Below are 24,387 nucleotides of genomic sequence, written 5' to 3' on the forward strand. Positions count from 1 at the left end.
TATTTAGCCAAAGTCTTGTTATCTTTATTACTTCAGTTCCCCAACCGTGAAACTACATCTCCCGTCCTATTCGCAGGGTGTCCACGAAATCAATGAGGAACTCGATGCAGCGGATTTGGAACTGAATCCCGAAGAGTTCGCGCACAAAGTGAACGTTTTTGTGCGGCTGGACAGGCACGACCCATATTTTGACTTGCGCATCAAAGTTTCAACGATTGCGTTTGCCGAATGTGATCGTTGTTTGTCTGAATGTGATGTTCGCATAGAATCCGAAAATCCGCTCTGGTTTGTTGCCGGACATGCACCGTCGGGTGACATGGTCGACGACGAAGACTTCGTGTACATCAAACCCGGAACGACCGAGCTCGATTTGAGCTCCGATCTTAGAGATTTTCTGATTCTTGCCTATTCGGGCCGGCATCTTTGCAGCGAAAATTGCCTTGGACTCTGCGAACGGTGCGGTGCAAACCTCAATGAAGGCCCGTGTGCCTGTCAAACGAATTAAGTTTCTCAATATAACCTACTCAACCAACCATGCCAGTACCAAAAAGACGAACCGGAAAATCGCGTCGGGATCGCCGTCGCGCAAACTACAATCTGAGCGGACCCGGTCTTGCCACATGCTCTAATTGCAAAGCGGTCATCGCACCGCACCGCGTCTGCGGTTCCTGTGGCTACTATAATGGCCGCTTCGTTCTTCAAGTCAAGAACAGCTAACAGGATTTCTTTTTGTCGTCCATGGTCATAGCCTTGGATGCGATGGGGGGCGACCACGCTCCCCGCGTACCGGTTGAAGCGGCCTGTCTTGCCACGGATGAAATGTCCGATGTGCAAGTCGCTCTCTTCGGCCCCTCGGAGACTCTTGAAGCGGAACTGAAACGGCTCGGGCGCAAGTCCGGTGACGGACGGATCACTGTGTATCACGCTCCTGAAGTCATCGACATGACGGATTCTCCCGGCAAAGTCGTGCGCTCCAAGCCGAATAGCTCGCTCTTGCGCGCCATCGACTTGCATCAGAGCGGCGACGCTCAAGCTGTCGTCTCCGCAGGTCATACCGGTGTTCAAATGGCGGCAAGCTATTTGAAACTCGGTCTGATTAAGGGCGTGCGCCGTCCCACTATCGGTGGCCTTTTCCCCAACGGTGAAGGCAAGTTCACGATCCTGCTCGATGTCGGTGCGAATACGGACTGCAAACCGATCAACTTGCTTCAGTTTGCCGTCATGGGTTCCGTATATATGGAACTTCTAAGCGGCATGAAATCCCCTCGCATCGCGTTGCTCTCTATTGGCGAAGAGAAGACAAAGGGCAATGAACTGGTTCTTGCCACGCATTATCTGCTCGAGCAAAGCGGACTGAATTTCATCGGCAACATCGAAGGCCGGCACATCTTCACAGACACGGCGGATGTAGTGATTTGCGACGGTTTTGTTGGAAATGTCGTCCTGAAACTCAGCGAGTCGCTCTTTCACGCCTTTATGACCCGGATGACCCGCTCAAACGGAACAAAGGTAGAACCACCGCCCCAACTACTGCAAATGGTCAAGGAATACGACTATTCCGAAATTGGCGGCGTTCCGCTGCTTGGTGTGAACGGCGTCTCGATCATTTGTCACGGCGGATCACCCGCCAAGGCGATCAAGAATGCGATTCGCGAAGCCAAAAACATGGTTGAACGAGATCTACCCGGCGCACTGAGCAGGGGAGTCGAAGAATACGATGCGGGCATGCTCGCCCGCGGCGTCGCCCGTTACAAAGGCTACACCGAAAAGCGCGACGAGCTTGAAGTTGAGGAATCAGACGATGAGTAAAGGCGTAAAGCCTATTTCCCGGATTATTGGTTTAGGTGTAGGCGTGCCCGACAACATTCTCTCCAATCACGACTTGGAGCAAATGGTTGACACGTCTGATGAGTGGATCACCACTCGCACCGGAATCAAAGAGCGCCGCATTGTCAGCAAAGGTCAGAAAACCTCCGATCTTTGTATCCAAGCCGCGCGCGAAGCCCTCGCCGAAGCCCAAGTGGACGCAGGCGAACTTGACGCGATCATTCTTGGCACGATTTCCGGCGACATGCGTTTTCCCTCGACTGCCGTCCTGGTGCAGGAAGCTATCGGCGCGAACAACGCCGCTGCGTGGGACGTTAGCGCAACATGCTCGGGATTTTTGTTCTCGATGTACAATGCCGACACGCTGATCGCGTCAAAACGCGCGAAGAAAGTCCTGGTGCTCGGCAGTGAGTTGTTGACTCCGTTGGTCAATTGGGAAGACCGTGCGACCTGTGTGCTCTTCGGCGATGCCGCGGGCGCGGCAGTCTTGACCGAGGCCACCGACGATCGCGGTCTGCTCTCCATTGCAATCGGATCCAACGGGAGCTACGTAGATTTGTTGTACTCCGTCGGTCATGGCACAGCTTCAAGAACCGGCGGTAATGACAACGGCGACCGCTTTCTTCACATGAACGGCAACGAAGTTTTCAAACATGCCGTTCGCATGCTCGAGCGCGTAGCCGCTGAAGCCGTCGAAAAGGCCGGCCTACAGCCCTCCGATATTGACTGGCTGATTCCGCATCAGGCCAACATGCGCATCATCAAAGCGACCGCTGAGCGACTCGGCTTGCCGATGGAGCAAGTCTACCTGAACATCCACAAGTACGGCAACACGTCGTCGGCATCTGTTCCATTGGCTATGTATGAAGCCCGTAAAGAAGGCAAACTTAAAGACGGACAGCTTATGCTCTCCGTCGTCTTCGGCGGTGGCTTCACATGGGGCGGCATGGTCCATCGCTTCTAATACTGTCTTTTCGATTTGATTTCCAACTCCGCAATTTATCTCTGCTCTGGCCAAGGCTCGCAAGCCATTGGCATGGCTCGCGATTTGTTTGACAAGTTTGATCTCGTCAAACAGCGTTTTACGCAAGCCAACGACATTCTCGGATTTGATCTTGCTCAGTTTTGTTTCGAAGGTCCCGAAGATGATCTGCGCCAGACACGTGTTACCCAACCTGCGCTTTACGTGCATTCCGTCATCGTCGGCGAGTTGCTCGCCGAACAAGGCGTCACTCCGCAAGCCGCGGCGGGTCACAGTTTAGGCGAGTATTCTGCGCTCGCTTGCGCCGCAGCATTCACTTTTGAAACCGGACTCGAATTAGTCAAGGTGCGTGCCAACGCCATGCAGGAAGCGGGCACCGAAAAACCCGGCACGATGGCCGCGATTGTCGGTCTCGATTTTGACAAAGTCGAAGAGATTTGCAAGAACACGACCGAAGGCGTCGTCGTTCCCGCCAATTACAATTCGCCCGGTCAGCTCGTAATTTCGGGCGATATCCCCGGAGTGGATGCAGCTATGGCCGCGTGTAAGTCGGCAGGAGCGAAATTGGTGCGCAAGCTCGTCGTCTCCGGCGCGTTTCATTCGCCCCTGATGTCGTCTGCCGCGGAAAGACTTCAAGCTGCATTAGACAAAGCAGATATCACGTCGCCCAAAGTTCCGGTGCTCTCAAACGTGACAGGAAAACCACACGGCGACGCGGCAAATATTCGCAAAAATCTCTACGACCAGTTACTTTCGCCGGTGCGCTGGACGGAGTGCCTCGAAACTCTGAACAGCATGTCACCCAATCGCTGGTTTGAACTTGGTCCCGGCAACGTGCTCGCGGGACTCCTGAAGCGAACGATTAACGGCGCGTCAGCGCAAACCGTGGGTACTGCCGCTGAGCTTGAAACCGTTTTGCAAGGAGCCTCCGTATGAGCAAACCCCTTTCCGGAAAAGTCGCATGGGTCACAGGATCAGCTCGCGGAATCGGCAAATCCATCGCCGCCAAACTCGCATCTGAAGGCGCAGATCTCGCGTTAACTGACGTGCTCGCCGAAGATCTCGAAAAAACTGCGAAGGAATTCACAGGCGAGTACGGCATCCGCGTTGTCCAGCAAGTCTTAGACGTCACCGACCGCGACGGCGCAGTCGCTTTCGTGCAAAAAGTCTCCGAAGAACTCGGCGGCCTTACGATTCTGATCAACAATGCGGGCATCACACGTGACGGCTTGCTGATGCGAATGTCCGGCACGGATTGGGAGCGCGTCATCAACGTCAATCTGACGGGATCTTTCGTCTGCACCCAAGCCGCGATCAAACCGATGATGAAAGCCCGCTACGGCAAGATCATCAACATCGCCTCCGTCGTTGGTGTCATGGGCAATGCAGGTCAAGTCAACTACTCCGCCAGCAAAGCCGGCATGATCGGTCTGACCAAATCCGTCGCCAAAGAACTTGCGGGGCGCGGCATTCGCGCCAACGCGGTCGCGCCGGGATTTATCGAAACCGAAATGACTCACACGCTTACCGATGAAACCAAGGAAGCCTACATGACGGCGATCCCCTTGAAGTATCTCGGCAAGCCCGAAGATATTGCGCAAGTGTGCGCATTCTTAGCCGCAACCGCGTCAGACTACATCACTGGACAGGTGCTGGTCGTTGACGGCGGTATGCACATGTAAACCAAACAAACCAGTTCGTTATTTTCAACCGGAGGCCTTGAATATGTCCGACTTGGAAAACAAAGTCAAAAAGATTATCGCGGATCGCCTGCAAGTGGATCTCGCCAGCGTCGTGGACGGCGCAAGTTTCGTCGAGGATCTCGGAGCGGATTCGCTCGATCTCGTCGAGCTGGTCATGGCGTTTGAAGAAGAATTCGGGCTTGAGATTCCCGATCAGGATGCGGAAACGATGAAGTCCGTGGGCGATGCGCTGAGCTATCTCAAGAGCAAAACTGAACAAAGCGCCTAAATAACAGGCAAGTAATTATGTCGAGACAGAGAGTTGTCGTTACCGGAATGGGAATAATTTCTCCGGTTGGCAACGATGTTTCCAGCTTCTGGCAATCCATTACGTCGGGAAAATCCGGCGCGGGTCCGATCACTCTGTTTGACCCCGCCGAATTCACCACGAAGTTCGCATGCGAAGTCAAGGACTTCGACATCGGTGATCTAATGGATCCCAAAGAAGCGCGAAGATACAGAAGATTCACACAGTTCGGCATTTCGGCCGCGCATCAAGCGTTGGTCGATGCCGGACTGTCTGGTGATAATCCACCCGTCCCCAAAGATCGCACGGGAGTGATCATTGGCTCGGGTATCGGCGGGATTGACCTATTCGAAGAACAGGCCAAAGTCTATTTCGACAAAGGTCCCAAGCGGATTAGCCCGTTCTTCGTGCCGATGATGATTTCGGATATCGTATCGGGTCAGGTGTCAATCAGCTTCGGCTTAGGCGGTCCCAACTTCGCGGTCGTGTCTGCATGTTCCACTGCGGGACATTCCATTCACGTCGCCACCCGGTTGATTCAAGCGGGTGAGGCCGAAGTTATTCTTGCGGGCGGAACCGAAGCCGCCGTCACGCACCTCGGAGTCGGTGGCTTCAATTCCATGAAAGCTCTTTCGACTCGCAACGATGCGCCCGAAAAAGCCAGCCGTCCCTTTGACAGTGACCGCGACGGTTTTGTCATCGGTGAAGGTGCGGGCGTATTGGTGCTCGAATCTCTCGAGTCGGCTCAAAAACGCGGCGCGACTATTCACGCCGAGATATTGGGAGCCGGCGCCAGCGGCGATGCCTACCACATCACGGCTCCGCATGTCGATGGCGATGGAGCACGCCGGGCCATGGAGTCTGCACTGAAAGATGCGGGTGTTTCACTCGAAACGATCGCCTACATCAACGCGCACGGCACGTCCACGGATGTGGGAGATTCTGCGGAGATCAAAGCCATTCGCAGGGTCTTTGGTCCCGCCGCCGAAAAACTTGCTGTGTCATCTACGAAATCCATGACGGGGCACACGCTCGGAGCCGCAGGAGCAATCGAGGCCATTGCCACGATTCTCGCGACGAAAAACAACTTGGTTCCCCCGACTATCAACGTCGAGAATCAGGATCCCGAATGCGATCTGTTCGTAACCCCCAATGTCGCCGTCAAACGCGACGTCACAGTCGCCATGTCCAATGCTTTTGGATTCGGCGGCCACAACTCAAGTCTGATTGTAGCCAAACCGGAGTTTCGTAAAGAAGGATAGGCGATCGCATGAACTGGTTTCGCGACATGCTGCTTCGGAGTCAGGGAGACGTTTCCCGCGAAGTGCGTCAGCAGTTGCGGAAACTCGAAATGACGATCGGCTACAAATTCAAGGATGCTCAGTTGCTGCTTTCGGCGCTCCGCCACCGCAGTGTTCTGAACAAAGAAAACCTCGGACGGCACGAATCCAACGAACGGCTTGAGTTTCTGGGTGATGCCGTGCTCGACTTCATCATCGCCGAGTACTTCTACCATCTCTTTCCGGGTATGGTCGAAGGCCAATTGACAAAACTTCGGTCGGTGATCGTGTCGGGCACGTCGTTAGTAGGCGCGGCCAAGAGAATTCAGCTCGGTCAGTTCTTGATCCTAAGTGAGAATGAAGACCGGGCAGGAGGCCGTAATCGCGCCTCCATTCTCGAGGACGCTTTCGAAGCCCTGATTGGTGCGATGTACCTCGATGGCGGTGTGAAACCTTCGCGTACATTCATAGAAACGCACCTTCTGGACAATTGGCGAGAGATTGTCACTAAAGACGAATACGTCAACTACAAGAGTCTTGTGTTAGAACATGCTCAGGCCAATGCTTGGGATAGCCCGGAGTATCGTTTGATTGACGAATCCGGACCGGATCATGCAAAGCGGTTTGTGGTCGAAATATTCTTAAACGGTGTCTCCTACGGTAAAGGAGAAGGAACTTCCAAGAAGACAGCCGAGCAAAAAGCGGCCTCTGAAGCCGCAAGCAAGCTCGGGCTCTTGAATAATGACGAATTCAACTTGGATTCTACCTCCGAATAAATGATGACGGAAACAATCCGCGGAGACGATTTGGAGCAATATCGATATTGTGCGCGATGTGGGGAACATCTGACGCAGAAACTTCTCGACGGGCGAGTAAGGCCGGTTTGCCTGTCGTGTGGGAACGTCGTGTACTTGAACCCCTTGCCGGCAGTCGCGGCCGTTCTGATTCAGAATGGCCGCGTTTTGTTAATTCGCAGGGGTGTTGACCCCGGCGCCGGGTTGTGGGCGTTGCCTTCGGGTTTTATGGAACAAGGAGAAACCCCCGAAAGTGCAATATGCAGGGAAGTCTTTGAAGAAACGGGCATTAAATGTTCGCCCGGAAAGCTGATTTCCGCAACCACCCACGATGATCACGTTTTTGGGCATGTTCTCGTGCTTGCCTATTCCGTGGCCTGCGAAATCCGCGACGCGACTGCCGTAGCCGGAGACGACGCCGTCGAAGCGCATTGGTACGACACGACGTCGTTGCCATGCTTGGCGTTTGACACGCACCGCGACATTATTCGACAAGCCGAAGTCTTGTATTCAATGGAACACCACGAAATCCTTTAGAATTGCTTTCCCTATGCGCATTTTAGGACTCGTTAACATACTTCTCTCATTATCGTTGCTTTTCTTCGGTTGTGAAATCCAAGAAACAAAGGTCGATCAAGGTCAGATCTTCGTGGAATTGCACGACGACCAGGGGACCGAAGTTCTCGGCGCGCGAATCTATCTTGACGGCACGGCGCAATCTGTCGTTACACCAGGAACGATTTCAGGACTTGTCGCAGGTACATATCTTGTTGAGACGAGCAAGCCCGGCTACTTCCAATCCTCAGAGGAAATCACTCTTGGTGAAAACGAAGCAAGAACCGTATCGTTGTTGACGTCGGCGGCGCCGGCTGCGGCAATCGAATTGACCAATGCCCCGGAGAACACGCAAATCATCGTGAACAACGAAGCGGTTGGTTCCGTACCGCCCTCGGTGTTTGGCTTGAGCGTCGGCACGTGGGATGTTTCAGCCTATCTTGAAGGGCACGCCACCGACGCTCCCGCTCGTTGGACAGTCACATTGGCCGAAGGCGATACCGCACGCATAACCAGCGGATTCACTCCGTTGTCTGCGGGCTCCACGGTCGGAGAACTTGCTCCTGTCTTCACTTTGCCGAGTGATCTCGACAGTTCAATCTTCCGACTGCAAGACTATCGCGGCAAGATTGTTTTGGTCTCTTTCTTCTTCTACACCTGTAACCCGTGCCTCGCCGAATTCCCGCATATTCAAACTGTTTACGCCGACCCGCAATATGCCGGACAATTGGCATTCTTCGGAGTTGACGCCAGTGATCCGTGGTCACTCTTCAGTATCTACAAGAGTACGCATCCGACTCTGGGTTTGCAGTTCCCCTTGTTGTGGGCACAGCAAACTACGGCCTATGAAGACTACGACGTCGCCAGTTGTCCCACGAATTTCTTGATCGATCCCACGGGCACGATCCGCTATCGTTGGCAAAGCATCAGCGAGGCGGAATTGCGCAGCGCGGTAGAGACTTTGATTGCAGAATTTGACATTGCCAACTAAGATGACAGGGAAAACCTACGTGAAAAGCCTTCTCGCACTCCTTTTTGTCGCAATAACTTTCCACGCCGCCCAAGCCGCGGGTCGCAACTGGACTCTGGCCAATGCGCAGGGTGGAGAGTACAGTTTTTCCGAAAACTCAGGCAGTCGTCCGACTTTGCTTATCTTTTGGGCCTCGTGGTGCAAGCCCTGCAAACGTGAAATGACCGAGTTGAAAGACACGTATGACGACTTGCAGAAGCGCGGCATGAACGTTATCTTAATTTCCGAAGACAATCAGAAAACAAAGAGCCGTGTCAAACCGTTTCTCGATTCCAAGGGTTACGAATGGACGGCGCTGCTTGACCCCGACGGAGAAGTCCTGAAGCTCTACGGCGGCACGTCGATTCCCTTTACCGTCGTGCTCGATGAAGGTGGATCGCCTGTCTACAAGAGCATCGGCGAAATGAAAGATCCGTCCGAAATGCTCTCCAAAGCAAATCAACTGATAGAGTCGCCCGGTGAATAAAACTCTGTTATTTGTCTGCACATTCCTGCTGGTATCGGTTTCGGCCTTTGCACAGCTCGACGACATAGAATTCGACGGATCAAATTACCTGCGCTTCGACAACGGCCGCGACGTTGACCAGCGTCGTATCGGCGCGACCAATCCGGATGGTTCGCCCGTCGAATATCCTGACAACACCATCGCCCGGCGCTTTGTTGAGGACCGTTTACGCTTAGATCTCTTCAGTGGGAACTACCACCTCGGCGGACGCTTCCTGTATTTTAAGCCTGCCGAATCCGATGTCGATCAACTCGGGCTCGTGCAAGAGAACCGTTTCGACAAGAGATTCTTCGAGGGACAGATTCATCCGCTCAAGTTTCGCTTTGGACACTTCAGCGACATTTGGGCGTCAGGATTGACTTTCAGCTCTTTTGAAAATCGCGATCTCTATTTCGATTCCGAACTCGATGGCGCGCGCGTGCAAGTTGATGCTGGATCAATCAAGTTGATTGGATTGACGGGTAAAACAGCCCAAGGGCCGCTCGTCAATGAACTGACCTCAACTGCCGGCCGCATCCAACTGTCACCCGGTGCGGAACATCTCGGATTCAGCTATGCCTACAACGACAGCGGATTCTATTCAGAATCCAGTGTCGCGGGCGTTGACTGGAATTTCACTCGCGGCATCTTCAATCTCTATGGCGAACGCGCGTGGAACGAAATGATTTTGCAGGGCGGCAATTCCAACGGCCATGCGACGTTTGTCGGCGTCACCGTTTCAAAATGGGGATGGTCGCTTCTCGCACAATATGCCGACTACGCCTACAATCAGGTCACGCCGATGCAAAACCCGCCGACGACATATCGTGAAGTCGGTCCGAGGCTTTTGCAGAGCCGCGATCCGCACGTCTTGAATATTCCGGATGAAGTCGGCGTTCAGGCCGAACTGTCAGGTTCAATTGGCGAAAACACGTTTGTAATGGGGCACTACAACGCAAATAGCCATCACAACGATGAAGACGAGTCTATTCCGTTGCCCAAACTCGAAGAGAAATTCCGTCCGTTCTGGGAGATGTTCGGCAACGTCGAACACTATTTCGACGGCGGACAGGAAGTGTACGTAGAGGTCGGAGCCAACGAAGAAGCCGCCACGGAATGGCAGAAGCGTTTGTGGACGCAAGTGCGCGCCAATTTCCCGTTCAAGGGTTCGCAGGAAATTGAATTCGAGACCGAACAGCTTTTCATTAAGGACAAATTGAAAAACGACGAGAAGTACCACGACATGCTTTATTCGGTATCGTGGGTTCCGAACGGATCGTTTTCAATCAACGCCGCCGTTCAGTTTACGGACGACGAAGCGCTGCAGAAGCGCGAAGGCAATCAGTGGATTTCGGGCGAGGCTGCGTGGAAATTCTCCGGGGGCAAGCATCGCGCCATATTGTTCTACGGCAGTGAACGCGGCGGACTGAAATGCTCTAACGGCGTTTGCCGGCAAGTGCAGGCATTTTCCGGTTTGCGGTTGACGCTCGAAACGTCGCTCTAATTCCATGGCAGAGAGTGACGCACGACGTACTTTGCCGGGTGTGGATCGTTTGCTCGAGCGCCCCGAATTTCGCAATCTGCGTGAATCCGTCTCAGTTCCGCTGCAATCACGTGTTATTCGCGAAGAAATAGACTTCGCGCGCGCGAAGATTGAGCAGGGGAAAAGCGCGCCGGACGAATCCGCAATCGCGCACAGCGCTCTTTCCAAAATCAACGCATATCTGAATTCCGCGCCGCGCAGAGTCATCAATGCCACGGGGATCATTCTCCACACAGGCTTAGGCCGTGCGTCGTTGTCTGAGACTGCAATCAAGGCGGTCGTCGAGTCCGCCGGGTATTGCGATCTCGAAATAGACATGGACACCGGTCAACGCGGTGATCGTCAGACCCACGTGGAATCACTATTGTGTTGGCTAACGGGTGCGGAAGCCGCCTTGATGGTAAACAATAACGCGGCCGCGCTGTTCTTGGTTCTGAATACCCTGGCGTCGAAGCGTGAAGTCATCGTGTCGCGCGGCCAACTGATTGAGATCGGAGGGAGCTTCCGCTTGCCCGAGATCATGTCCCGTGCTGGAGCAAAGTTAGTCGAGGTCGGTACTACAAACCGCACTCGCATTGCCGATTTCGCCGCTGCCGTCACGGACAAATCTGTGATGCTTCTGCGTGCCTATCCCTCGAACTACAGAATAGACGGCTTCACGGAAAGCGTCGTCATCAAGGACCTCGCTGATCTGGCTCGCAAACACGGTTTGCTCTGTGTGGACGATTTAGGCGGGGGCCTGCTGTGGGACTGGGCAAAAATCGGACTGCCGGAAGAGCCGCATGTAGCACAGAGCCTTGCCGACGGTGCCGACTTGGTTTTGGTGTCAGGGGACAAAGTCCTCGGCGGCCCACAGGCCGGATTGATCATGGGGAAGAAGAGTCTTGTCCAAAAACTCAAGAAATCCCCGTTGGCGCGAGTCTTGCGCCCCGGCAAGCTCGAGGTTGCAGCCCTTTCCGCCACGCTGAACAGCTTCCTTCATCCGGATCGTCCAAACAAGGAAATCCCTGCGTGGCAAATGTTCTCTGAACCTCTTGATACGACCCGGGCACGTGCCGCAAGCGTCAAACAGAAACTCGCGCAGCAAACAGGCTGGCAAACGCTGGATGTGCGAGAACTGCCTGCCTACGCGGGCTCCGGAACGCTTCCGGCGGAACCACTGCCTTCGTTCGCGGTCGCATGTCTTCCGGAGAATACGACGGCGGCGCGCTGGTCGAAGAAACTTCGGCAATCAAGGACACCAATAGTCTCCGTCGTTCAGGATGATCTTGTCTGCCTGAATATGCGCACGGTTGCCGACTCGGAAATTGACCTTTTGTGCGAAGTAATTTCAGAATCGCACTAACTGCGGTTCGCCGTGACAATCATGATACGGCTCATACTCATACTGCTCTTTGCGTCTTTCGCTCAGGCCAAAACAATCCAGTGGCTGACGATTGACGGCGCGATTGGCCCCGTGGCCAACGAGATGCTGGAAACCGCCCTCGAAGACGCTCGCGAGGCGAATGCCGAGGCGCTAATCATCGAAATGGATACGCCCGGCGGACTCTTGAAAACGACGCGCATCATGTGCAAGTCGATCCTCGCGTCCGAGATACCTGTAGTCGTTTATGTCGCACCGTCCGGCGCACGCGCGGGGTCTGCCGGTGTCTTCATTACGCTCGCGTCGCATGTCGCGGCAATGGCTCCCGGCACGAATATCGGCGCGGCACATCCCGTCGGCCTTGGCGGCATCGGCGGTCAGCAGCAGCAGGATACGTCCGGGGTCATGGAAGGCAAAATCACAAATGATGCTGCCGCCTTCGCGCGTACGCTTGCCGAAAAACACGGCCGCAACGCGGAATGGGCGGAGCTTGCCGTCCGAGAAAGCAAGTCGATCACTGAAACAGAAGCCCTCGATCTGGGAGTCATCGAAATTATTGCTCCGACCGCTGATTCCTTGCTTCGTGCACTGAACGGGCGCGTCGTGACGGTCAACAATGAAACCGACACGCTGAACACGGAAAACGCGCAAATCGTTAACTCTCCGATGTCGCTTCGACTGAAGATTCTCGATCTGATCGCCGATCCGAATATCGCGTACATCTTTTTGCTGATTGGCATCTATGGGTTGTTCTTTGAGCTTTACAATCCGGGAGCGATTCTTCCCGGTGTCGTCGGCGGCTTGTCGTTGATTGTCGCGTTCTTCAGCTTGCAGCTTCTGCCGATCAGTTGGGCCGGTTTGTTGCTGATCATCTTCGCGATCATCCTGTTCATTCTCGAAATCAAGATAACAAGTTACGGACTGTTATCCATCGCAGGAGTCGTCAGTATGACTCTGGGATCACTTATGCTCTTTCAGCCGGGACTCTCCGGCCTGCAGGTGGGGTTGGGATTGATTATTCCCGCCGCCATCGTGACAGCACTTTTCTTTGCCTTCGTCGTTGGCATGGGCTTGCGTGCCCAGTCACGCAAAGTTCTCACGGGTTCTGAAGGATTGGTCGGCGAAACCGGCACCGTTTCAACCGATCTGTCACCGGAAGGCAAAGTACTCGTTCATGGAGAAGTTTGGTCCGCACGTTCCACAGTTTCCGTGGCGCGCGGTTCCAAAGTCAAAGTGGTTTCCGTGAACGGCATGAAATTGACAGTAGAACCGATGTCTGATCAGGCGTCTTAATCAAAGGAGTCGCCATGTTACCGTTTCTCGCTTTTATCGTCGTCTTCGCAGTCTTCATTCTCGCAACTTCGATTCGAGTTCTGAATGAATATGAGCGCGGAGTTGTGTTTCGTCTGGGCCGCGTAATCGGCGTCAAGGGACCGGGATTGATCATCCTAATCCCGCTGGTTGACCGCATGGTGAAGGTCAGCTTGCGCACCGTGGTGTTGGACGTACCTCCGCAGGACGTAATCACGCACGACAACGTTTCTTTGCAAGTGAACGCCGTGGTTTATTTCCGCGTGTTGGACCCTTCAAAAGCGGTCTTGGATGTTGAGAATTACATGTTTGCAACGAGCCAGCTCTCGCAAACGACGCTGCGCTCGGTCCTTGGTCAAATCCAACTCGATGAGATTCTCTCCGAGCGTGAGAAAATTAACGACGAGTTGCAGGAGATCATTGACCGCCAAACGGACCCGTGGGGAATTAAAATCTCGCTTGTAGAGTTGAAACACGTCGACTTGCCTCAAGAAATGAAACGTGCCATGGCTCGTCAAGCCGAAGCCGAACGCGAACGCCGCGCAAAAATCATCGCCGCCGAAGGTGAACGGCAAGCCGCAGGCCAGTTGACGGAGGCCGCATCTGTCATCGCGGCTCACCCCGAAGCCCTCCAGCTTCGATACCTGCAAACGCTGGTCGAGATCGCTGCGGAAAAAAACTCAGTGACGGTCTTCCCGATTCCCATAGATCTCCTAAAACCGTTCCTGAAATCTTAATCGGATCAACAAGAAACTACTGAAAGACTCAGCTCAGTATGCCGCGTCGCAACAAACATCCGCTGGTACAACTCCTCGGCAGCCTTGCCAAGATTGGCATTCCGCTGATCATCATTGCCGTCGCAGCATGGTGGGTGCTGAATCGTGATGCTACTCCCGTCGGGCAAGTTCGCATTACTTCCACGATAAAGGGAGCGGAGATCTATATCGATGGTGCGCAGGCTGGCGCACAAACCGACACTGTCCTCTTAGATATCCCGGTAGGGAGGAGGCTCATTACGCTTCGCGCCCCCGGCCTGATTTCCGATCCCGAGGTAGCGATCGTTGAAGTCCAAAAGGACCGCGCGTCCGTCGCGACATTTGTCTTGACTGATTCCAATCAAGCGGCACAACCGGATGTCATTCCGGTCCGCGACGGCGTCAGACAAGACGTTTTTGCCACCGACGAAGCAATGATACGTTCCATCCCGGCCGCTCCTCCCAGAAAGTCCTTGTTGGACTTCTCAGAGGACGACTATTCTTCTGACTATGGCTCTCCGTCCCAGTCTTCGCCGGGCACCTATACTCCCAAGCCGCAAAGCTCAGGCAAGCCGGAAGTAATGACCGAAGAACAGCGCAAATCGCTTGTTGGAACTCAAATAAGCGTAACCTCGGAACCACCCGGCGCCGCAATCATCGTCAACGGCGCGCGCACTCCGAGTGTCACACCACATACTTTCAGAGGATTGGATCGTGGCTACTACGTCTTCTCTCTTGAACTGACCGGTTATGTCGCAACTCCGGACAGCATCGAAGTCGCACTCCGTGAAGACAATGAGAACGAACTCGCCGCGTTTTCTCTCCAACCGAAAGAAAGGCTCCCTGTACCCCAGCTCACAATTCAAACCAAACCTTTGGCCGCTGGTATTAAAGTCGACGGCACGTCGGTAGGAGTCGGCTCGGCAAAAGTCAGCGCGGATTACGGGGCGCGCGTGATCGAATTCGCAGATGTTCCCGGTTACAAAACTCCCGATCCGGTTCGCTTGAGCATTACCACTGAAAATTCTGACCACACGGTCGTCGGCACCTATGAACGCCTCAGCGGTTCTGCCTTGGTTGCGGTCGTGCCGAACGAGAACTTTCCTCGTTTCGACGCCGCCAAACTGCGGGTCTTCGTCGACAACGAGCTGATCCTTGACGGACCCAAGGGTACCTACGACGCGACCTTGCTTGGCAGTTTGTATCCCGGTGATCGCGCGATAAAAATTCAATACGACGATTTGGTCGCCGAAGACATCATTAAGCTGAATGACGGCCAAGTTGCTGAGATTACGATACGCATAAATGCGTTTTTCAGTAAACGTTCTCTCAAGTTCAAAGTTAAGACTGATATCCCCCTCGAGACGTGGCAGGCGCGGTTCAAAAAATCAAACATCCTGACTCAAGGTTGAGCCGCGCTGCGCAGGGATCGGGCAGGCAGCAAGCAGACCCTCGCCAAGAGGGTTTTTTGCATGAAAAAGAACGCCTGAATCGCTACCTCGCGCGTCATGGAGTTTGCTCTCGAAGGGCCGCCGACACGCTCATTGCATCGGGCCGTGTCAAAGTAAACGAAAAAGTCGTGCGCACACTCGGAACAATCGTGGACGGTTTGCGCGATATTGTTTTGGTCGATGGCGAACGCGTGCTCGAAGCGCCGGATCCGCGCGTCATCATCTTTCACAAACCAGTTGGCGTACTGAGCACGTGTAAACACGGCCGTGAAAAGGGTCCGATTATTCTCGACTACTTGCCGAATGACCGTCGCTACTTTCCAGTCGGCCGGTTGGACAAGGATTCTTCCGGTCTTCTCTTGATTACTGATGACGGCGATCTTGCTCACAAGCTCGCGCACCCGCGCTTCGGTTCGAAAAAAGTCTATCGAGTGGAAGTTCATCCGCCGTTCGAACGCAAACAAGCCATGAAACTTGTGCGCGGAATAATGCTGTCCGATGGCCCGGCACAGGCGCTTGAAGTCATAGAGATAACACCGGCTGTTTACGAAGTGACTCTTGCCGAAGGTCGCAAGCGGCAACTGCGGCGTATGGTAACTTCGCTCGGCTCCCACGTAATTTCTCTAAGTCGGGTTGAACAAGCCGGACTGAAACTCGGAAAACTCCGCCCCGGAAAATGGCGCGAATTGACACACGCCGAAATGAAATCACTACGCGCAAAGACTAGTCAGGACTCAGAACAAAATACTGACGAGGATTAAATCATGTACTTGGTTGATGAAGAAAAATTGATCATCCACAGCATGGCGTCGCCTAAGTACGAATGCAAGATCAAGGATATTCCCGAAGACAAACGCCGCAAGGTTTACACTTTGGATCAGGTCAAGCGAATGATTGACACGCAGCATCGCCCGCAGTACAATGGCTGCCAATGGTGCATGGCGGAGTATCATACTTTTGACATGCAGAGTATCTTCCGCCACGACTGATGGGTCATGTCATTGTCGGCACGGCCGGACACATTGATCACGGTAAGTCTTCATTGGTCCGTGCACTAACCGGCACCGATCCCGACCGATTGCCCGAAGAAAAACGCCGCAAGATCACAATCGACTTGGGCTTTGCCTTTCTCGATGACGTCGCGGCTATTATCGACGTTCCCGGTCATGAGAAATTTATTCACAACATGGTCGCTGGTGCGTCAACCGTCGACTTCGCACTGCTCGTAATAGCGGCTGACGACGGCGTGATGCCGCAGACACGTGAACACCTCCACATTCTGCGTTTGCTCGGCATCAAGCACGGCTCAATCGCCTTGACGAAATGCGGTGTTACCGAGTCAGAATGGCGGTCTCTTGTCAAAGAACAAATTCGCGCCGCCACGCAGAGTACTTTCTTGCGCGATGCGCCGCTCTTTGAAGTGGATTCCCTGTCGGGTCAAGGGATTGAGGACTTACGCAAGTTTCTCATTACAGAACTCCCCAAACTTCCTCGCCGCAACAAATCGGACGTCCTGCGCATCCCCATTGATCGTGTCTTCACGATTCATGGCCACGGTACTGTGGTCACGGGAACGGTGCTTTCAGGATCTGTTCAGCGCGATCAAAAAGTGGAATTGAATCCCGGAACGGTCTCCGCTCGCGTAAAACAACTGCAAACAAATGCGCGCGAACAAACTCAGATCATGTCCGGCATGCGCGCTGCTCTGAATTTGAATTCGGACCAAACTCCCGTTCGCGGGCAAACGATCACCCAACCCGGATCACTATTATCCTCCCGCAGGCTGGGCATCGTTTTCGACCAAATTCCCGAAGCTCCCGTCGTAAAAGACCGTCAGCGCGTCCGCGTTTTGATTGGCACGCAGGAAGTCATGGGCCGCTATCGCTTGATCGGCGAAACAAATGCGTTCAAATCCGCTCTTTTGCTCCTCGATGAACCGGTCGTCGCGGCATTCTCAGATCGTTTGATCCTGCGTCGCTATTCTCCGCTCGAAACTCTCGGCGGCGGAGTTGTCCTCGATATCGATCCGTCGTTGCGCGGTGGAAAATTCAGAGAGCAAACGGCCTCGCTTCTCTCCGGTTTGTACGATGTCGACGGCGGCAAAGCTCTGCCCGCTTGGCTCAAGATTCGGGCGCCTTTCGCGGTTCAGATGTCGCGCTTGCTCGCGATGTTCGCAATCTCCGAATCTGTATTTAAAGAAAGTTTCCTGCGTGCGGAGACTGGCTGCAGACAACATTCGACATTCGTATTTCATGCTGACTCTTTCGCGGCTTGGAAAGTCAAGGTCGTCGAGCATCTAAAGCACTTGCATAAAACACAAGCCGCGGAGCCGGGGTTCTCAACGACACAAATTGCGGCGAAACTCCCGCTCTTGCCGCAGCAATTGCTTGAGATCACGCTCTCCGATCTCCTAAAGACGAGGGAAATCGCGCAAGATGGCCCGCTCTACCGTCTCCCGAGTGCTGTCAAGAAAGTGGATGACAAGCTCGCGGCGCTCATTAGCCAAGTGATCGCGCAGTTATCCAGGGATGGTTTTGCACCGTCGTCTTCATCAGTCCTAAGCGAATCCCTAAAGAGACCGAAAACTGAAATCGAGCAAGCTCTCGTTACGGCATTCCGCACGAACCTCGCAATGCGGCTCGGCACCGATCTCTTTTTTGAAAAATTGCAGTTCGACCGAGCCGTCGACAAGGTTCGCGAACTGCTTCGCAAAACTGGGTCGTTTCAAGTCTCAGATCTCAGCAAGCATCTGAATTCTTCGCGGAAGTACGTCGTTCCGTTTCTTGAATATCTCGACACAAAAGGCATCACAGAACGCCGTGGCAACGAACGTGTGCCGGGCCGCAACTTCGACAAAGCCGATCCCCTGTGAAAAAAATTATTTTGACCATATTAGACGGTTACGGCCTTGCGCCGGACGGTCCCTACAACGCTGTCACTCGCGCAAACACTCCTTTCCTCGACCAAATGTGGAAGACGTCCCCGTCCGCAACTCTGATTACGTCCGGCGAAAACGTTGGTCTCCCCGCTGGACAAATGGGGAACAGCGAAGTAGGCCATTTGAATATCGGAGCAGGTCGCGTTGTCTATCAAGACATTACTCGTATCGATCTCTCGATCCGCAATCATGAGTTTCATCAGAATCCGGTTTTGCTGAGTCTGATTCGAGACCTGAAATCTCGCGGAGTCGCACTTCATCTGTTCGGCCTTGTAAGCGACGGTGGAGTGCATTCTTCACTAAATCATATCCGCGCCATCCTCGAAACATGTAAAGAAAACGAATTCACCAACGTCAATATTCACGTGTTCACAGACGGTCGCGACACGCCTCCGCACAGCGGAAAAGACCACGTCAAAACTCTGGAAGGGTGGACACGCGAACTCAAAGTTGGCCGCATCGTGACAGTTTCCGGCCGCTATTATGCAATGGACCGTGACAAACGTTGGGACAGGGTAAAGAAGGCCTATGATGCAATTTGTCTCGGACAAGGACTAACTGCGAATTCCGCAGTCGAAGCAGTCGAGAACTCATACAAGTCGGATGTGACGGATGAATTCATCCTACCGACGGTCGTCGTAGCCGATGAGTCCGCCCGTCTGCATTCGGGAGACAGTGTTCTCTTTTTCAATTTCCGTTCCGATCGCGCGCGCCAGTTGACCAACGCGCTCACGGACCCCGGTTTCGAAGAGTTTCCGTGTCCCGTCAAGGTATCAACCTATGTGACGATGACGCAATACCACGAAGCCTACAAGTTTCCCGTGCTGTTCCCGCCGCAGAAACTCACCAGCATTCTCGGCAAAGTTCTCAGCGAAAAGGGTCTAAAACAACTTCGCATCGCCGAAACGGAGAAATATCCGCACGTCACTTTCTTCTTTAATGGCGGAGATGATACGCCCTTTTCAGGCGAAGATCGCATTCTCGTGCAGTCTCCTAAGGTCGCAACCTACGACTTGCAGCCGGAAATGAGCCAGCCTGAAGTGACTGAAAAACTTTGTGCAGCCATCAGAAGCAAGCAGTACGATTTCATTTGCATTAACTTTGCGAATTGTGACATGGTCGGGCACACGGGCGTACTGGAAGCCGCCATCAAAGCCGTCGAAGCGGTGGACAAAGGTGCGCAGGCAATGATAGACGCCGCCAAAGAGTCTGACTACGCGGTTCTCATCACAGCGGATCACGGCAACGCAGAGCAAATGTGGGACGATAAAACAAATGGCCCGCACACGGCTCACACGACAAACCCGGTTCCCGTGGCCTTAGTGAACGCCGACCCGTCTTACAAACTTCGGCAGGGTGGACGACTTGCCGACCTTGCTCCGACCGTCCTCGAGTACATCGGCTTGCCTCAGCCCAAAGAGATGACTGGTCAATCCTTGCTTGCCAAGTAGTGCACATTTTTGGAGAGCACAAAGCCGCCGTCGTAGCGGCACTCCTGATAGGACTTGTCTTACGTGTCGCGTTTCTGATTGAGACCCCTTTTAATCAACCTGAACAACCCGGCCGGCTGTCCGCCTACAATGACGAAGCAGCACATGTAGGCTTTACAAAACACATTCTCGAAACTGGATCGCTGCCACGGCACGCGGCTGCAATCACATCGGTCACGCACGGCGAATTACCGACCTTTGAGAATTACCAGTCTCCGCTCTATTACATCATTCACGCGTCCATCTGCAAAGCGCTAGAGATCAGTGAATCGAAAACCGTGGCGCTCGTGGGACGTGCGCTCTCTCTCCTCTTTATGTTGCTTTTGTTTTTGGTCGGCATAAAGATTACGTCCGTTTTGGGCCGGGGGCTCGATGTCCGCACCACGTCTCTGTTTGCCGTATTTCTCGCTTTATCTGGGGTCTTTGTCAGGTTCTCAACACAAGCTGGAAATGAACTGCTTGCTTGGCTTGCCATTGGTTGGATGACGTGGGCCTATCTCGAACATGAGCGTTACACGTCTGCGCGAAATTTGGCGTGGTTGATGATCGCGTTCATATTGGGGTTGTACATAAAGCTCTCTGTCTTGCTTGTATTCCCCTTAATAGTATTGGCCATTCGTCGTTGCCGTGCGACGTCGACGAGCCGCTCCCTTATTGGCGCAGCTTATTTAGTGATTGGCGTCACTCCACTCGCGCTGTACAATTATTTCACGTTTGGCAGCGTGATTCCGCTCGCCGCAGGTTTCGGTGAGTCGTCGTTTCGCATTCCGGGCTTTGAGTCTTTGTTTTATGCCGCACGCTCGGCAGTTTTCCCATGGAGCGAACTTTGGCAACATTGGAAAGGCCTGCTTCTTTTTACACCCGCGCTCGCGGTTGTTGTGGGAGTAGTTTCAGGAATCTTTGCAAGCGTTCGCGATTCAAAATGGGCTCTTCCGATTTTCAGCGTTGTTCTCGCAGGCTATGTGTGGCTCAACTTTCGCTATAATCAGGCTGAAGCCCGCTATCTTTTTGCCGCTTGGCCCGCATTCCTAATCGGAATTGAACACTCCTTCGTCCGCCGCATGTCTCCGTGGCTGCTGGCGGCGGTATTACTAATCCCTTACACACTCTTTGTCTTCTAACGGCGTCTCTCACAAACTTCGCTCGCTGACAAAAGAGTCGGTCGTTTACGGACTCGCGCATGTCCTGACTCGGTCCGTGACGTTCTTGCTGCTCCCGTATTACAGTCACAAAATGACGGCGGGAGACTACGGCGAACTCTCACTCTATTATCTCTTTTTGGCAATCGTCCAAACGTTTTATTTTTACGGTTTGGACATTTCGTATCTCCGGTTCTACAATCTGTCAGACCACGGCAAAACGAAAAGCCAAATATCGGGTAACGTACTACTAACGACTCTCGTCTCTTCGCTCGGCCTGAGCCTTTTGCTTGCAGTCTTTCATCGGGGCATTGGTTCGATTCTAATTTTCAATCCCCTTGATCCTTCAAGCGTGCCTACGAATGTCCTGATTTGTATTGGCATTCTGTTCTTTGACACTGTCAGCGCCTTTCCATTCCTAAAATTGCGAAGCGACAACCGTCCGATGTCCTTCGCGACTCAGAAACTGATTAACGTTTTAATCAACGTTGGGCTGAACGTTTGGCTCATCGGCGGTTTGAACATGGGCGTGCGCGGCGTACTCTGGGCAAATCTGATCGCAAGCGTGGTCACGACGCTGCTGCTTCTCCCCGGAATTCTGCGTACCTGTGAATTCAAATTTGACAAACAGCTATTGCGCGACATGCTGCTCTTCGGTTTGCCTAACATCCCGACTTACTTGTTCGTCATGATTGTCGAGCTTGCAGACCGCAAAGCACTGGAGATTTTCAGAGGCGTCGACGAAGCGGGACTCTATTCCGCCGGATACAAACTCGGAATGTTCATGGGCGTGGTCAATGCCGCATTTCGCTTTGCGTGGCAGCCATTCTTCCTGAAACATGCCAACGACGAGCATGCTCCGACGCTCTTTTCCAAGACGATGACATATTATGTCCTCGTATCGACCGCGCTATTAGTTTGGCTTAGCCTCTTCGTCCCGCCGCTTGTGATGACCGATTTGCCGGTCGTCGGCAATGTGATTGCGCCCGCGTTTTGGGCAGGCCTAAGCGTTTTCCCGATTATTCTTGCCGCGCATATTTTCGACGGAATTTACGCGAACTTGATGGTTGGAATCTATCTTAAGAAAGCCACACGAAAACTGCCCGCGGTCACAGGCGCGGCCGCAGTCTTTACGATTGTCGCAAATATCTTGTTGATCCCTAAGTTCGGAATGATGGCCGCCGCATGGATTACATTGGTGGCATTCGTGATTCAGGCCGGATTGCTGTATCTCACGGCGAACAAAATCTATCCGATTCGTTATGAATGGAATCGGATTCTCTTGTTGTTCGTTTTGTCCGGAGGAATAACTACGATCGCCGCAGAGCTCCCGTTGACGGTTTCGCTTCGATTCGCGCTTGCCGTCGCATTTCCGGTGCTACTCGTTCTTTTTAAGTTCTTCCCTGAAAACGAACTTCGTTCAATAAAGAGTCTCATTCGCGGATGAAGATTCTCTATGTCGCACCGGAGCATGTTTCCGGAACGTTGACTCTTTTCAAACAAGAGCACGAACGCCGTGGCGATGTTTGCAGGTTCGTGACGTTCTGGCATAGCCGCTGGGATTTCCCGGATGATATCTGTCTCAATCTCCGCGGCATGCCCAATCGCTCTTGGGTACGTGCAATTCGTCGCAGTGTAGCGCACGACCCGTACAATACCCCGTCCCGCATCGTCGCAGGCAAACTACCCGTCTGGAATCCGAACCCACTTGTTCGCGCGATGTTTTCTTTGCGAGACGAGTACAATTGGCGCAAGATCCGCATCGCGATAAAGCAGCACGACCTCCTGCACTATGACGTCTTGCACCTCGACGGCGGCGCCGATTTCACGCGGGATGCGCGCTTCGCCCGCGCCTTCAAAAAGAAGAACAAAGGTGTCGTCGCCTACTTCCATGGATCAGACCTTCGCTCGCGCGGTTACATTCCGGCCGTCGACGACATTACGGATATTCGTTTTACTCCCGAATGGGACTTGGCCGTTCTTGACGACCGCATACAGTATTCATATTTACCCGTCGACCTGAGCAAATTTGAGTACCGGCCATATGCTCCATCCAAACCGATTCGTGTCGGCCATGCCGCGCGCAACCCGCTCAAAGGCACCGCAGCCGCCGTTTCCGCAATAAGAGAACTTTCGAAATCGCATGCTGTTGAACTTGTCTTGATTAAAGACATGTCGTACACAGATGCACGCGCGGCCAAACGGACCTGCGACGTCTTCGTCGACCAGTTAACCAATCATGGCGGCTGGGGGTACGGTATGAGTGGAGTGGAAGCGCTTGCAATGGGCATTCCCGTCATCACAAATATCCCCGAACCGATGCGCCCCTTGATCGGCGAGCATCCGTTTATTCAAGCGGACGAAGCAAGCATCGCTGAAGTCTTGCGACAATGCATGGACGAACCATCTCGAATGTCGCTGCTTTCCGAGCAGGGCCGTGACTGGGTGATGCGGCGGCACTCGATCACAAGCGTCGCCGATCAACTCTATGACCACTACCGCAAATTTGGTTGGACGAAGTAGTGACCGCCAGCGTCGTCGTAATTAGCTTTAATCAGAGACTATTCATCGAGCGCTTGGCAACACAATTGCTCGATCAGGACTACGCGGCAGACGACTACGAAATCGTTGTCGTTGAATGCGCCTCTTCGGATGATACGATTGAATGGCTCCGGTCGAAAAGCGATTCGCGTCTGAACCCGCTCTATCTCACGGAACAATGCAATCGTTCACAAGGCCGCAACCAAGGCATTCGCGCGGCCCGCGGTGATATTATCATCATGATTGACGGTGACCACACGGTAAGTAAGAACTTCGTGTCGGCACACGTCGAAGCCCACAAAAGAGGGAAATGTGCAATCGTCGGGAAATCCGATTTTGCTCCAAATCCGAATTTCAAAGCGATCAACGACTATTTAAACAATGGCGGTGCGGCGAAATTCCCAGCCAGCACGCCGCTGCCGGGTCGTTACTTTCTGACAAGAAACTGTTCTGTCCCAAAACAAGTCCTGCTGGAAATCGGTCTGTTCGACGAAACTTTTGACCGTTGGGGCGGGGAAGACCTCGATCTTGGAGTTCGTCTCGAGCAAGCGGGAATACCGATCTACGGCGATAATTCTTCCCTTGCACTTCACCATCATTTTCGTACAATTGATGAAGTTCTTAGTATCGTTCGGTTGTATGGAGAAGGCAGCGTGCCGCGCTTGGTCGAAAAGCACCCGCAACTTTTCCGAGAACTAAATCTCGACAGACTTTTCAACAACCCCTACGAAGTAAACCGCTTCGGCGCGGCCGAAAGATTCGTCAATCGATTGCTCTGTTCCGCTCCTGTGTTCCAGATAGTCCGCGCCTACGCGAACATAAAGTCTCGTAGCACAGTTCCCAGATTTGTGTTTGACTACTTGCATCTCAGGCAATATGCGGCTGGCTACCGTCAGTCGCAGAAAAACAAATAAA

25 protein-coding genes are annotated in these 24,387 nt (G+C 53.4%); all 25 read left to right on the plus strand.

The features are described from left to right. Window positions 1-46: 46 nt before the first annotated feature. A complete protein-coding gene (locus H6507_04250; GenBank protein MCB9368304.1) occupies window positions 47-505 on the plus strand; it encodes a DUF177 domain-containing protein in 459 nt (152 codons plus the stop codon). Between the two features lie 29 nt (window positions 506-534). After that, window positions 535-717, plus strand: a complete 183-nt coding sequence (gene rpmF, locus H6507_04255; GenBank protein ID MCB9368305.1) for a 50S ribosomal protein L32 — start codon at window positions 535-537, stop codon at window positions 715-717. A 21-nt stretch (window positions 718-738) separates the two neighbouring features. After that, a complete protein-coding gene (gene plsX / locus H6507_04260; protein ID MCB9368306.1) occupies window positions 739-1,809 on the plus strand; it encodes a phosphate acyltransferase PlsX in 1,071 nt (356 codons plus the stop codon). Continuing rightward, window positions 1,802-2,791, plus strand: coding sequence for a ketoacyl-ACP synthase III (locus H6507_04265; protein MCB9368307.1), 990 nt, complete (start codon window positions 1,802-1,804; stop codon window positions 2,789-2,791). Before plsX ends, H6507_04265 begins: the two co-directional genes overlap by 8 nt. 72 nt (window positions 2,792-2,863) lie before the next feature. Beyond that, on the plus strand, window positions 2,864-3,745 hold the full coding sequence (gene fabD / locus H6507_04270; GenBank protein MCB9368308.1) for an ACP S-malonyltransferase: 882 nt from the start codon (window positions 2,864-2,866) through the stop codon (window positions 3,743-3,745). Further along, window positions 3,742-4,491, plus strand: coding sequence for a 3-oxoacyl-[acyl-carrier-protein] reductase (gene fabG / locus H6507_04275; GenBank protein MCB9368309.1), 750 nt, complete (start codon window positions 3,742-3,744; stop codon window positions 4,489-4,491). Before fabD ends, fabG begins: the two co-directional genes overlap by 4 nt. 43 nt (window positions 4,492-4,534) lie before the next feature. Then, entirely contained in the window at window positions 4,535-4,780 is a 246-nt protein-coding gene (locus tag H6507_04280; protein ID MCB9368310.1) for an acyl carrier protein, read from the plus strand. Window positions 4,781-4,797: 17 nt separating this feature from the next. Continuing rightward, a complete protein-coding gene (gene fabF / locus H6507_04285) occupies window positions 4,798-6,060 on the plus strand; it encodes a beta-ketoacyl-ACP synthase II (protein MCB9368311.1) in 1,263 nt (420 codons plus the stop codon). Between the two features lie 8 nt (window positions 6,061-6,068). Then, window positions 6,069-6,854, plus strand: coding sequence for a ribonuclease III (gene rnc, locus H6507_04290; GenBank protein MCB9368312.1), 786 nt, complete (start codon window positions 6,069-6,071; stop codon window positions 6,852-6,854). Window positions 6,855-6,857: 3 nt separating this feature from the next. Next, a complete protein-coding gene (locus tag H6507_04295) occupies window positions 6,858-7,409 on the plus strand; it encodes an NUDIX domain-containing protein (GenBank protein MCB9368313.1) in 552 nt (183 codons plus the stop codon). Between the two features lie 55 nt (window positions 7,410-7,464). Beyond that, complete coding sequence (locus tag H6507_04300) at window positions 7,465-8,418, plus strand: redoxin domain-containing protein (GenBank protein ID MCB9368314.1); 954 nt, start codon at window positions 7,465-7,467, stop codon at window positions 8,416-8,418. Window positions 8,419-8,437: 19 nt separating this feature from the next. Then, window positions 8,438-8,923 carry a TlpA family protein disulfide reductase gene (locus H6507_04305; protein MCB9368315.1) on the plus strand — a complete coding sequence of 162 codons (486 nt, stop codon included), beginning with the start codon at window positions 8,438-8,440 and terminating at the stop codon, window positions 8,921-8,923. Then, window positions 8,916-10,445 carry a hypothetical protein gene (locus tag H6507_04310; GenBank protein MCB9368316.1) on the plus strand — a complete coding sequence of 510 codons (1,530 nt, stop codon included), beginning with the start codon at window positions 8,916-8,918 and terminating at the stop codon, window positions 10,443-10,445. Before H6507_04305 ends, H6507_04310 begins: the two co-directional genes overlap by 8 nt. 4 nt (window positions 10,446-10,449) lie before the next feature. Next, window positions 10,450-11,829, plus strand: a complete 1,380-nt coding sequence (locus H6507_04315) for an L-seryl-tRNA(Sec) selenium transferase (GenBank protein MCB9368317.1) — start codon at window positions 10,450-10,452, stop codon at window positions 11,827-11,829. Window positions 11,830-11,850: 21 nt separating this feature from the next. Continuing rightward, complete coding sequence (locus H6507_04320; protein ID MCB9368318.1) at window positions 11,851-13,140, plus strand: nodulation protein NfeD; 1,290 nt, start codon at window positions 11,851-11,853, stop codon at window positions 13,138-13,140. 14 nt (window positions 13,141-13,154) lie between these two features. Further along, window positions 13,155-13,895: a slipin family protein gene (locus tag H6507_04325; protein ID MCB9368319.1), complete on the plus strand. Its 741-nt coding sequence runs from the start codon at window positions 13,155-13,157 to the stop codon at window positions 13,893-13,895. 38 nt (window positions 13,896-13,933) lie between these two features. Beyond that, window positions 13,934-15,325, plus strand: coding sequence for a PEGA domain-containing protein (locus H6507_04330; GenBank protein MCB9368320.1), 1,392 nt, complete (start codon window positions 13,934-13,936; stop codon window positions 15,323-15,325). 56 nt (window positions 15,326-15,381) lie between these two features. Continuing rightward, window positions 15,382-16,125 carry an rRNA pseudouridine synthase gene (locus H6507_04335; protein ID MCB9368321.1) on the plus strand — a complete coding sequence of 248 codons (744 nt, stop codon included), beginning with the start codon at window positions 15,382-15,384 and terminating at the stop codon, window positions 16,123-16,125. 3 nt (window positions 16,126-16,128) lie between these two features. Then, complete coding sequence (locus tag H6507_04340) at window positions 16,129-16,353, plus strand: hypothetical protein (protein MCB9368322.1); 225 nt, start codon at window positions 16,129-16,131, stop codon at window positions 16,351-16,353. After that, window positions 16,353-18,236 (plus strand): selenocysteine-specific translation elongation factor, encoded by a 1,884-nt coding sequence (selB, locus tag H6507_04345; GenBank protein ID MCB9368323.1) that lies wholly within the window; start codon window positions 16,353-16,355, stop codon window positions 18,234-18,236. Before H6507_04340 ends, selB begins: the two co-directional genes overlap by 1 nt. Then, a complete protein-coding gene (locus tag H6507_04350) occupies window positions 18,233-19,753 on the plus strand; it encodes a 2,3-bisphosphoglycerate-independent phosphoglycerate mutase (protein ID MCB9368324.1) in 1,521 nt (506 codons plus the stop codon). The genes selB and H6507_04350 overlap by 4 nt, the downstream gene beginning before the upstream one ends. Then, a complete protein-coding gene (locus tag H6507_04355) occupies window positions 19,753-20,913 on the plus strand; it encodes a hypothetical protein (GenBank protein MCB9368325.1) in 1,161 nt (386 codons plus the stop codon). The genes H6507_04350 and H6507_04355 overlap by 1 nt, the downstream gene beginning before the upstream one ends. Then, entirely contained in the window at window positions 20,903-22,378 is a 1,476-nt protein-coding gene (locus tag H6507_04360) for a polysaccharide biosynthesis protein (protein ID MCB9368326.1), read from the plus strand. The genes H6507_04355 and H6507_04360 overlap by 11 nt, the downstream gene beginning before the upstream one ends. Next, a complete protein-coding gene (locus H6507_04365) occupies window positions 22,375-23,454 on the plus strand; it encodes a glycosyltransferase (GenBank protein MCB9368327.1) in 1,080 nt (359 codons plus the stop codon). Before H6507_04360 ends, H6507_04365 begins: the two co-directional genes overlap by 4 nt. Next, window positions 23,454-24,386, plus strand: a complete 933-nt coding sequence (locus tag H6507_04370; protein MCB9368328.1) for a glycosyltransferase — start codon at window positions 23,454-23,456, stop codon at window positions 24,384-24,386. Before H6507_04365 ends, H6507_04370 begins: the two co-directional genes overlap by 1 nt. Window position 24,387 lies beyond the last annotated feature (1 nt).

The sequence above is a fragment of the Calditrichota bacterium genome, assembly GCA_020637445.1.
Lineage (GTDB): Bacteria > Electryoneota > RPQS01 > RPQS01 > RPQS01 > JABWCQ01.